General features: G+C 67.5%; 11 protein-coding genes. 9 read left to right on the top strand and 2 right to left on the bottom strand.

Features of this window, described 5'->3' with window-relative positions; translation table 11 throughout:
- From AC1D2K_RS20905 to AC1D2K_RS20885, 5 genes are all read left to right on the top strand, one after another.
- Window positions 1-926: FAD-dependent monooxygenase (locus AC1D2K_RS20905; protein ID WP_478090745.1), on the top strand; the 926-nt coding region annotated here is incomplete at its 5' end.
- Window positions 927-942: 16 nt separating this feature from the next.
- Window positions 943-1725, top strand: a complete 783-nt coding sequence (locus tag AC1D2K_RS20900) for a maleate cis-trans isomerase family protein (RefSeq protein WP_478090744.1) — start codon at window positions 943-945, stop codon at window positions 1723-1725.
- On the top strand, window positions 1722-2552 hold the full coding sequence (locus AC1D2K_RS20895) for an alpha/beta fold hydrolase (protein ID WP_478090743.1): 831 nt from the start codon (window positions 1722-1724) through the stop codon (window positions 2550-2552). The genes AC1D2K_RS20900 and AC1D2K_RS20895 overlap by 4 nt, the downstream gene beginning before the upstream one ends.
- A gap of 43 nt (window positions 2553-2595) precedes the next feature.
- The gene (locus AC1D2K_RS20890) at window positions 2596-3663 is read left to right on the top strand and encodes a 2,5-dihydroxypyridine 5,6-dioxygenase NicX family protein (protein WP_478090742.1); all 1068 of its coding nucleotides are present in this window, start codon (window positions 2596-2598) and stop codon (window positions 3661-3663) included.
- A complete protein-coding gene (locus tag AC1D2K_RS20885) occupies window positions 3656-4282 on the top strand; it encodes an isochorismatase family protein (protein ID WP_478090741.1) in 627 nt (208 codons plus the stop codon). Before AC1D2K_RS20890 ends, AC1D2K_RS20885 begins: the two co-directional genes overlap by 8 nt.
- A 7-nt stretch (window positions 4283-4289) precedes the next feature.
- Here the strand turns inward: AC1D2K_RS20885 and AC1D2K_RS20880 are convergent, their stop codons facing one another.
- Both AC1D2K_RS20880 and AC1D2K_RS20875 read right to left on the bottom strand, forming a co-directional pair.
- Window positions 4290-4976 (bottom strand): TetR/AcrR family transcriptional regulator, encoded by a 687-nt coding sequence (locus AC1D2K_RS20880; protein WP_478090740.1) that lies wholly within the window; start codon window positions 4974-4976, stop codon window positions 4290-4292.
- An 86-nt stretch (window positions 4977-5062) separates the two neighbouring features.
- A complete protein-coding gene (locus AC1D2K_RS20875; protein ID WP_478090739.1) occupies window positions 5063-6019 on the bottom strand; it encodes a LysR family transcriptional regulator in 957 nt (318 codons plus the stop codon).
- A gap of 75 nt (window positions 6020-6094) precedes the next feature.
- Here AC1D2K_RS20875 and AC1D2K_RS20870 point away from each other — a divergent pair, with 75 nt between their 5' ends.
- The 4 genes from AC1D2K_RS20870 (at window position 6095) to AC1D2K_RS20855 (ending at window position 10192) form a co-directional block, all read left to right on the top strand.
- Window positions 6095-6763, top strand: a complete 669-nt coding sequence (locus tag AC1D2K_RS20870; protein ID WP_478090738.1) for an RraA family protein — start codon at window positions 6095-6097, stop codon at window positions 6761-6763.
- Window positions 6760-8136 (top strand): amidase, encoded by a 1377-nt coding sequence (locus AC1D2K_RS20865; protein ID WP_478090737.1) that lies wholly within the window; start codon window positions 6760-6762, stop codon window positions 8134-8136. Before AC1D2K_RS20870 ends, AC1D2K_RS20865 begins: the two co-directional genes overlap by 4 nt.
- Window positions 8129-9085: a Bug family tripartite tricarboxylate transporter substrate binding protein gene (locus tag AC1D2K_RS20860; RefSeq protein ID WP_478090736.1), complete on the top strand. Its 957-nt coding sequence runs from the start codon at window positions 8129-8131 to the stop codon at window positions 9083-9085. The genes AC1D2K_RS20865 and AC1D2K_RS20860 overlap by 8 nt, the downstream gene beginning before the upstream one ends.
- Before the next feature lie 129 nt (window positions 9086-9214).
- Window positions 9215-10192: a Bug family tripartite tricarboxylate transporter substrate binding protein gene (locus tag AC1D2K_RS20855; protein ID WP_478090735.1), complete on the top strand. Its 978-nt coding sequence runs from the start codon at window positions 9215-9217 to the stop codon at window positions 10190-10192.
- Window positions 10193-10209 lie beyond the last annotated feature (17 nt).

Below are 10209 nucleotides of genomic sequence, written 5' to 3'. Positions count from 1 at the left end.
GTTTCTATCACGTACACCGCGCCGACCTGCACGCGATCCTGTGCGAGGGCATCCCGGCCGATCGCGTGCGTTTCAACGTGCAGTGCACCGGCGTCACGCAGGACGAAGATGGGGCTGTTGCCCACTTCGCCGATGGGTCGAGCTTCGAGGCCGACCTGATCGTCGGTGCCGACGGTATCCACTCGCCCGTGCGCGATGCGCTGTGGGGCAAGACCGATGCGCGCTTCACCGGCCACATGTGCTGGCGCGCGCTGGTGCCCGTCGAGCAGCATCCGCTGCCCTTCGTGAGCCCAGATGCCTCCTTCTGGATGGGCCCGAAGGCGCACATCGTGACCTACTACGTCAAGGGCGGCGCGGCCGTCAACATCGTGGCGGTCAACGAGAGCGCCGACTGGGTGGCCGAGTCCTGGACCGAGCCCAGCACGCGCGAGGAACTGCTGGCYGCCTACGCGGGCTGGCATCCGAACATCATCCGGCTCTTCGAGCGCACCGACACCTCGCAGATCTTCAAGTGGGGCCTGTTCGACCGCGACCCGATGGCGCAGTGGTCGCAAGGCCGGGTGACGCTGCTGGGCGATGCGGCGCACCCGATGCTGCCCTTCCTGTCGCAGGGCGCGGCGATGGCGATCGAGGATGCCTACGTGTTGGCCGCCGCGCTGGCGCACTTCGGCACCGACCAGGACACCGCGCTGCGCGCCTACGAGGCCGAACGGCTGCCGCGCACCGCGCGGGTGCAACTCGAGGCCCGCGAGCGCGGCCGCACCTACCACCTGTCGACGCCCGAGGAGCAGCGGCAGCGCGACCTGGCCTTCCAGCAGCAGCAGGCGAGCAATCCGAATGCGGTCGGCATCAAGGCCGAGTGGGTCTACGAATACGACGCGACGCGCTGCATCGAGCGCTTCGATACCGAAGCCTCGCTGGCCTGAACCGGAGCAACTGCATATGAGCAACAGGAACTTCCGCATCGGCCAGATCGTGCCGAGCTCGAACACCACCATGGAGACCGAGATCCCGGCGATGCTTCGGCTGCGCGAGCAGATTCGGCCTGAACGCTTCACCTTCCACTCGGCGCGCATGCGCATGAAGCACGTCAACAAAGACGAACTCGCAGCGATGGACGCGCAGTCCGACCGCTGCGCGCTCGAACTCAGCGATGCCCGCGTCGACGTGCTCGGCTATGCCTGCCTGGTGGCGATCATGGCGATGGGGCGCGGCTACCACCGCGAATCCGAAACCCGCCTGCGGGCCGCCACCGAAGGCAACCAAGGCAGTGCGCCGGTGGTCACCAGCGCGGGCGCGCTGGTCGATGCGCTGCGCGTGATCAGCGCCAGGCGAATCGCGCTGGTGGCGCCCTACATGCTGCCGCTCACGAAGATGGTGATCGACTACATCGAGCACGAAGGCTTCGAGGTGGTCGACTGGCGCGCGCTCGAGATTCCCGACAACCTGGAGGTGGGCCGGCACGACCCGCGCAAGCTGCCGGCCATCGTCGCCGGCATGAGGACCGACGACGTGGATGCGATCGTGCTGTCGGCCTGCGTGCAGATGCCATCGCTCGCGGCCATCGCGGAAGTCGAGGCCGCGACCGGCAAGCCGGTGGTCACGGCCGCGGTGGCCACCACCTACGCCATGCTCGGCGCGCTCGGCCTGGAGCAGGTGGTGCCGGGCGCGGGGGCGCTGCTGTCGGGCGCCTATTCGACATTGCGCAAGGCAGTCACGGGATGAGCGATTCCACATTCCTCTATGGCGCGCAGGTGCACGCCAACGGCATCCGCCAGCACTACCTGCGCCATGGCGGCTCGCAGGGCGAGCGCGCGACGCGCGACGCGGTGATCTTCTTGCCCGGCATCACCAGCCCGGCCGTGACCTGGGGCTTCGTCGCCGAACGCTTCGGCCGTCACTTCGACACCTACGTGCTCGACATCCGAGGCCGCGGCCTGAGCGAGTCATCGGACGCGCTCGACTACGGGCTCGACGCCCAGGCCTCCGACGTGATCGCGTTCGCGCAGGCGCTCGAACTGCAGCGCTACGCGCTGGTCGGCCATTCGATGGGTGGGCGCATCGGCATCCGCGCCGCGGGGCGCCGCCCGGCCGGGCTCACGCGGCTGGTGGCGGTCGACCCGCCGGTGTCCGGCCCGGGCCGCCGCGCCTATCCCGCAAAGTTGCCTTGGTACGTGGATTCGATCCGGCTCGCGCGCCACGGCATCACGCTCGAGCAGATGCGCGACTTCTGCCCGACCTGGAGCGACGAGCAGTTGCGCCTGCGCGCGCAATGGCTCCACACCTGCGACGAGCGCGCGATCGTGCAGAGCTTCGAGGACTTCCAGCGCGACGACATCCATGCGGACCTTCTGCGCATCGACGTGCCGCTGCTGCTCATGACCGCCGAGCGCGGCGACGTGGTCCGCGAGACGGACGTGGACGAGATGCGCTCGCTCGCGCCCTCGCTGCGCGAGGCTCGTGTGGCCGGCGCCGGCCACATGATCCCCTGGGACAACGAGCAGGGCTTTCACCGCGCCTTCGGCGACTTCCTCGGTCATCCGCTGGACTGATTCCGCCTTCACCCCATCACCGATCGCATTCCAAGGAGAACCCATGGCTGTCAGCGACACCGACCTGATCCGCGCCTGGACCCAGGTCCTGACCCTTTCGAAGCTGGGCGCCGGCGACGCCGTCACCGTGCTCACCAGCGACCACACCCATCCGCAGACCCTGCGCTGCGCGATCACCGCCGCCACCATGCTGGGTGCCTGCGTGAGCCGTCTCGACCTGCCGCCGGTCAACGCGGAGAAATCGTTGAGCCGCGACACGCTGGCCTACCTCGGCACCACGCCGCTCACGGGCAACCGCGCCGCCATCGCGGCGCTCAAGGCCAGCGACCTGGTGCTCGACCTGATGACGCTGCTGTTCTCGCCCGAGCAGCACGAGATCCTCGCGAGCGGCACCAAGATCCTGCTCGCGGTCGAGCCGCCCGAGGTGCTGCTGCGCATGGTGCCGACCATGTCCGACTACCATCGCGTTCAGGCCGGCGTGGCCCTGCTCAAGGGCCGCAAGTCGATGCGCGTGAGGTCGCCCGGCGGCACCGACCTGCATTGCCCGCTGGGCGAATACCCGGTGACCGCCGAATACGGCTTCGTCGACCAGCCGGGGCGCTGGGACCACTGGCCCAGCGGCTTCGCCTTCACCTGGCCCAACGAAGGCGGCGCGCACGGGCGAATCGTGCTCGCCAAGAGCGACGTGCTGCTGCCGATGAAGTCCTACGTGGGCGAGCCGATCGAGCTCACGGTGCAGGAAGGCTTCGTGATCCGCATCGAGGGCGGCACCGAGGCCGAGCTGCTGCGCGAGTACATCGAGTCCTTCGCGGATCCGGAGGCCTACGCGATCTCGCACATCGGCTGGGGGCTTCAGAAGCGCGCCTACTGGTCGACGCTTGGCCTCTACGACCGCGAGGCCACGCTGGGCATGGACGCGCGCGCGGTGAGCGGAAACTTCCTGTTCTCGCTCGGCCCCAACAACGAGGCCGGCGGCAGCCGCACCACCGCCTGCCACATCGACATTCCGATGCGCCGCTGCGACGTCTTCGTCGACGACCTGCAGGTGGTGCGCGACGGCAAGGTGGTCGAGGAACTCATGAACGAGACAGCAGGAGCCGCGCATGCATGAGGAGGCGCGGGTCTACCAGCGCCAGGGCTTCGGTGCCGGCCTGGGCGTGCGGCCGCCGCTGGGGCTCCTGATCGTCGACTTCGTCAACGGCTTCGCCGACCCGGCCGTGTTCGGCGGCGGCAACATCGCGCCCGCGATCGCGCGCACGGTGCCGCTGCTGGCGCTGGCGCGCGAGCGCGGCTGGCCGGTGGCGCACAGCCGCATCGTCTATGCCGACGACAATGGCGACGCCAACATCTTCAGCGCGAAGGTGCCCGGCGTGCTGACGCTGAAGGAAGCCTCGCCCGCCAGCGCCATCGTCGCCGAGCTTGCGCCTCGGGAGGGCGAACTGGTGGTGCGAAAGAACGTGCCTTCGGCCTTCTTCGGCACCTCGCTCGCACCCTGGCTCACGCAGCGCGGCGTGCGCACCCTGCTGGTGGCGGGCTGCGTCACCAGCGGCTGCGTGCGCGCGAGCGTGGTCGATGCCATGTGCTGGGGCTTCGCACCGATCGTGCTATCGGACTGCGTGGGCGACCGCGCCATCGCGCCACACGATGCGAGCCTGTTCGACATCCAGCAGAAGTATGGCGACGTGATGAGCTCGGATGCGCTGCGCGAAAGTCTGGCGGCCGCCGCCTAGCCTGCCGTCACTTCGCCTCGAAACCGCCGACCACGAACCGCGTCACCTGCTCGATCAGCCCCTCGGTGTCCTCGGGGTCGTAGAGGCCCTTGGGCGTCATCTCCTCCATCCTGTGGGTGTCGGAGAAGGCATAGAGGTAGGTGCCGATCATCAGCGTCACGCGCCAGTAGGCATCGAGCTCGCCCAGCTTCGGAAGCGCCTCGCGCAACACCTCTACGTAGCGCCGGGTCGAGCCGCCATAGGCATCGGTGCGCAGCTTGTACGAGATCTCAGGCGGCTCGGTGTGCAGCCGGGCCTGCAGCCGCAGAAAGGCACGGCCCTGCGGCGTGTCGCGCAGCGTCAGGGTCGGCAGCAGGAAGGCGCGCACGATGCCGCGCACGTTGGGCTTGCCCGCAGCGCACATCGCCTCGAGGTTCTCGATGCGCTGTTGCGAGATCACCTGGCCGCGCCGCAGGAACACTTCCTCGAAGAGCCCGAACTTCGAGCCGAAGTAGTAGCTGATCAGCGCCTGCGTCACATTGGCGTGCGTCGCGACCTCGCGCAGTGTGGTGCCGGCATAGCCGAGGTTCGCGAACATCTGTTCGGCGGCGTCGAGGATCTCCTCCCGGACGACGCTCGCGCCCTCCGGGCGTCCCGGTCCCTTGTGCTTGGTCGCCGTCTTGTCCCCCTCGGGCTGGCTCTTCCTGCTGTTCATGATTGGCTGATTAATTAATTATTAGGGCGATGATACCGACCGCAATCCGCACCGTCTCACTTTCTCGCGCTTCTTCAACTCATCCCTTACCCACGCTCATCGACACCTTCAGCTGCATCGTCGGCTGGGAAGAAACCCGCCTCCTTGAGGTTGCGCAGCGCAATATCCAGGATCCTCGCCGTCGTCTCGCTGCGGTGATGCGCCAGGTAAGAGAAGTAATAGGGCACGTGCGGCACGGCCGGCTTGGCGCGCAAGACCCGCAGGGATTTTTCGGCGATCTGCCGGCGCGTGATCGATGCGGGCAGCATGGCGATCGCGTGGCCGGAGGCGACCAACGCCACCATCAGCGACAGCGAATTGCAGCTGCTGTACTCCTCGAAGGCATAACCGTCCGAGGCCAGCCAGCGCGACGCCGATTCATGCAGCGTCGACGGCGGCGCATTGCAGACGATGCGGTGATTCAGCGCGTGGGCCGGCACGAAGTCTTCATCGGCCACCATCAGGTCGTGCGCCGCCACCCACTGGTGCTGGGTCAGCCCAATGAACTGGCTGGTCACGTCGGGCTGGCTGCTCTGCCCGGTGTGCAGCGCGATGTCGAGTTCGTGGTTGTTGATCTTCTGCAGCAACTGGGCGCCTCCGCCCACCGTCAGGTCCACGCGAAGCGCCGGATAGCCGTCCTTGATGTCCTTGAGGATCTGCGGCATTCCGATGATGGCGCAGGATTCGTCCACCCCCATGCGCACCAGCCCCGTGATGGTGCGCCGCAGGTCGAGCCGCGCCATGTCCTGCGCCGAGGCCAGCACGCGCTCGGCATAGACCAGCACGTTGCGCCCGAGGTCCGTCACCTGCAGGCGCTGGTTCTGACGCTCGAAAAGCTGGACGCCCAGTTCCTCCTCCAGGTCGCGGATGCGGTGCGAGATCGCGGGCTGAGTCAGGTGCAGGTGCCGCGCCGCCGCGTGCACCGTGCCCAGACGCGCGGTCCACACGAAGGCCTGCAACTGGTGCAGGGTGAACCTCGTTGATAAGGAACCTGTATTAACCATCTTGAGAATTGATCAGTATCTGTGTCGGGGGCGTGTACTTAGGATGGCCATCATTCGACAACGACGATATCCGAAATGACTGGCATCCAAATAGGAGAGCTGCCGCCACCCTGCGCGCCGCAGCTGCTGTCCCTGCTGAAGGAGGCCGAACCGGCCACCATCGGCCATTTTCACGAACTCGGCTTCCTGCACGGCCGCATCCGCGCCATGGCGGCCGTGACGCGCAGCGTCGGCACCGCCGTCACCGTGCGCTGCGAAGGCTCCGACGGCTCCATCCTGCATCACGCGCTCGGGCAGCTCAGGGCCGGCGACCTCCTGTTCGTCGACCGGGCGGGCGACGAGACCATCGCGTGCATCGGCGGCGCCAGCGTGCTGGCCGCGCGTCTTCGCGGGGTCGCGGGCGTGGTGGTGGATGGCTGCGTCACGGACATCGAGGATCTGCGCCAACTCGGCGTGCCGGTGTGGGCGCGCGGCCTGAGCGCCCGCACCACCCGCGCCGGCGGGCGGTCGGGCAGCTTCTGCCTGCCGGTGGACTGCGGCGGCGTGCGCGTGTATCCCGGCGACGCCGTGCTGGCGGACGAGAACGGCATCCTGGTGATGGCGCCCGACGAGGCGCGGGCCCTGGCCGACCGCGCGATCGCCCTGCAGCAGGCCGAACAGCGGACGCTGGCTCGGCTGCGCGCAGGCGAGACCTATCCCCAGATTCTGGACACACAACTCTTTTTTCAGGAAGCAGCCGCATGACGAATCCCGACCCGACCCGACCGCCCGCCTTCGCACCGATCGCGGAGCTTTCACGCGACTTGCGAAACGGCACGACGACTTCGGTGGCGCTCACGCGCGAGTGCCTACGCCGCATCGCCGCGCATGACGGCCACTTCAAGAGCTTCCTGGCGGTCTACGAGGACGAGGCCCTGGCCGCCGCGGCCCTGGCCGACCAGGAGCTCCGCGCCGGCCGCGACCGCGGCCCGCTGCACGGCATCCCGGTGGCGCTGAAGGACCTGGTGAACATCCAGGGCAAGCCCACGACGGCCGGCTCCCCGATGCTGTCGGACAACATCGCGCAGCAGGACGCGGAGATCGTCCGGCGCATCGTCGACGCCGGCGGCGTCATCGTCGGCAAGACCCACATGGTGCAGCTCGCGCTGGGCGCCTGGGGCACCAATTCGCACATGGCCACGCCGCGCAATCCGGCCGGCCGCGCCACCGACACCCTGGCACCTGGCGGCTCCAGCAGCGGCTCGGCGGTCGCCGTGGCCGCCCACCTGGTACCGTGGGCGATCGGCTCCGACACCGGCGGCTCGGTTCGCGTGCCCGCCGCGTTCTGCGGCATCGTGGGCTTCAAGCCGACCATCGATGCGCTGCCGCGCGGCGGCGTCTACCCGCTCAGCGACAGCCTCGACAGCCTGGGCCTGCTCGCGTCGTCGGTGCAGGATGCGCGGCTGTGCTTCGAGGCACTGGTCGGCGCGCCCGCTGCGAACGCCGATGCTCCACAGCGGATCGGCGTCCTCGAAGCGGATGAGCTCGCGCCCCTCGCGCAAGCGGTCGCTCGCAGCTACGCACAGAACCTGCAACGCCTCGAAGCGGCGGGCTTCACCCTGGTGCCGTTCCGCTTCCCGGCACCCCTGGCTGCGTTCAAGGAGCCCACCAACGCCATCATGATCGCCGAGGGTGCATGGGTGAACGACCGCCTGCTCGACGACCCGGACGCGCCGATGGACCCGTCAGTGCGGCCCCGGCTTATCGCCGCTCGGGAGACCACGGTTGTGCAGTACCTGAAGGCCCAGGCCACCGCGAAGCGCTGGCAACAGGCCTTCGCTGGCGAGATGGACCGGCTCGGTTTGTCCGCCATCGCCATGCCCACCACGGCCATGACCGCGCCGCGACTCGAGGACATCGACCACAACCTGGCTCCGGTCCACTTCACCCGCCCGATCAACCTGCTCGCGCTGTGCGGCATCGCGCTGCCGACGGATCAGGACAACGACGAGCGGCCCATCGGGCTGCAACTGGTCGGCCGTGCGGGCGACGATCACGCATTGCTCGGCATCGCGTCCGAAGTCARCGCGGCACTGCATCCGTCTCGCGCCCCGTCGGCGGAGCCCTGCAATGCCTAGCAAGCTGCTCGCCGTGCTGTTGGCGTTCGTCGTCCAGTGTGCGACCGCCCAGGACTACCCGACGAAGCCAGTGCATCTGATCGTTCCGTTTCCTCCGGGCGGCAGCGTGGATCTGGTCGCGCGCCTGATCGGCAAGAGCCTGCAGGACGCCCTGCAGCAGCCCTTCGTGGTCGACAACAAGCCGGGCGCCTCGGGCAATGTCGGTGCCGCTTATGTCGCCAAGGCACTTCCGGACGGCTACACGCTGCTCGTCGGCAGCGCCGGTGTCTTCGCCGCCAACCAGTTCCTGTATGCCAATCCACCCTTCGATCCGTTGCAGGCCTTTGCGCCGATCATGCGGATCGTCGATCAGCCCAACATCCTGGTCGTGGGCAGCCAGTCGCCCGCCCACAGCGTCAAGGAGCTGATCGCGATGGCCAAGGCGCGTCCGGGAAAGCTGAGTTTCGGCAGCGCCAGCGTCGGCTCTGCCCAGCACTTCTCCACCGAGATCTTCATGCAGCAGGCCGGCGTCGATCTGCTGCATGTACCGTACAAGGGCGGCGCCCCGGCCCTGGTGGATCTCATGGGCGGGCAGATCGACATGCTGTTCGACACCTCGCCGACGGCCTTGCCTTATGCCAGGAGCGGCAAGCTGCGAGCGCTGGCCATCACCAGCAGCCAGCGCTCGCCGCTGCTTCCGGACGTCCCCACGATGAAGGAGGCGGGGTTGCCCGAGTTCGAAGTCGTCACCTGGACCGGCATCGCCGCGCCGGCCGGCACACCCCGTGCCGTGATTGACCGGATCAACACGGCGATCAAGAACGCGCTGCGCGGCGACTTGCGCCGGCAGCTCGAAGAGACCTCGCTCATCCCGGTGGGGGACTCGCCCGATGCCTTCAGGGAGTTCATCCGCAAGGACGCGGACAACTACGCACGCCTGGTGAAGGCCGCGAAGATCACGCCGAAGTGATCTGCATCATTGCCGTGCGCGACGCCTCGACTTGATAGATTCTCGTCATGTTGCCTGATGCGAATTTCTCGCTATCTAGCACGTCGGCAAGTTCATACGATGAGTCTTCGTTCTTTTGATTGGATGCATATGAAGATCTCATTGACTCGTGTGGTGTGTGCCCTCTCGCTGGTGATGACCGGCCTTGCATCGGCAGCAGCGGACTACCCCGACAAGCCCATCCGCCTCGTGGTTCCGTACCCGCCCGGCGGCGCATCCGACACGGTGGCGAGACTCATTGGGCAGCAGCTGTCACAGCGACTCAAGCAGCCGGTGCTGGTGGACAACAAGCCGGGCGCCACCGAACAGATCGGCGCCGGTTTCGTCGCCAAGGCGCCCCCGGACGGCTACACCATCCTGCTGGCTTCCACAGCGGGGCTTTCGGTCAACCCGACCCTCTACAAGGGACGTCTCGCCTACGACCCCGAGAAGGATCTCGCGCCGATCGTGATGGCCGTGACCCTGCCCAGCGTCGTGATGGTCCATCCTTCGCTGCCGGTCAATTCGATCGACGAACTCACGGCGTTTGCAAGGTCTTCGCCCATGCCGATCAACTACGCTTCGAGCGGCGCCGGCAACCCCAGCCACCTGGGCATGGAGCTGTACAAGCGCGTGGCTTCCGTCGACTTGACGCATGTGCCCTACAAGGGTGGCGCGCCCGCGCTCCAAGACCTGATGTCGGGTCAGGTGTCGGTGATGATGGCCATCGGTCCGGAGTCGATGCCAATGGCCAAGGCCGGAAAGCTGAAGGCGCTCGCGGTCACCACCGCGAAGAGCTCGCCGGCCTACCCCGGTCTGCCGCCCGTCTCGCAGACCAAGGGCTTCGCCAACTTCGAATTGCTGCACTGGTTCGCCTTGCTGGCACCCGCCCGCACGCCAGAGCCATTCATCGCGCTGCTGAACAAGAACGTGAACGAGATCCTCCAGGAGCCGGACGTGAAGAAGAAGCTGATCGACATGGGCATGGAACTCGAAGGCGGCTCGCCGAAGAAACTGGCCGACACCATCACGCGCGACCGTCTCAAGTGGGAGAAGGTGATCGCTGAATCGAACATTCGGGTCGACTGATCCACGCAGCTGCCAAC

The organism is Variovorax sp. P1_H12_2 (genome assembly GCF_056405335.1).
Note: the sequence above shows the minus strand (reverse complement) of the source record. Positions and strands in the feature narration are given on the sequence as shown.

Coding starts and splice junctions, on each gene's coding strand:
- AC1D2K_RS20875 (WP_478090739.1), bottom strand. CDS start 6,019: ATGGTTAATACAGGTTCCTTATCAACGAGGTTCACCCTGCACCAGTTG.
- AC1D2K_RS20890 (WP_478090742.1), top strand. CDS start 2,596: ATGGCTGTCAGCGACACCGACCTGATCCGCGCCTGGACCCAGGTCCTG.
- AC1D2K_RS20870 (WP_478090738.1), top strand. CDS start 6,095: ATGACTGGCATCCAAATAGGAGAGCTGCCGCCACCCTGCGCGCCGCAG.
- AC1D2K_RS20880 (WP_478090740.1), bottom strand. CDS start 4,976: ATGAACAGCAGGAAGAGCCAGCCCGAGGGGGACAAGACGGCGACCAAG.
- AC1D2K_RS20885 (WP_478090741.1), top strand. CDS start 3,656: ATGCATGAGGAGGCGCGGGTCTACCAGCGCCAGGGCTTCGGTGCCGGC.
- AC1D2K_RS20895 (WP_478090743.1), top strand. CDS start 1,722: ATGAGCGATTCCACATTCCTCTATGGCGCGCAGGTGCACGCCAACGGC.
- AC1D2K_RS20900 (WP_478090744.1), top strand. CDS start 943: ATGAGCAACAGGAACTTCCGCATCGGCCAGATCGTGCCGAGCTCGAAC.
- AC1D2K_RS20855 (WP_478090735.1), top strand. CDS start 9,215: ATGAAGATCTCATTGACTCGTGTGGTGTGTGCCCTCTCGCTGGTGATG.
- AC1D2K_RS20860 (WP_478090736.1), top strand. CDS start 8,129: ATGCCTAGCAAGCTGCTCGCCGTGCTGTTGGCGTTCGTCGTCCAGTGT.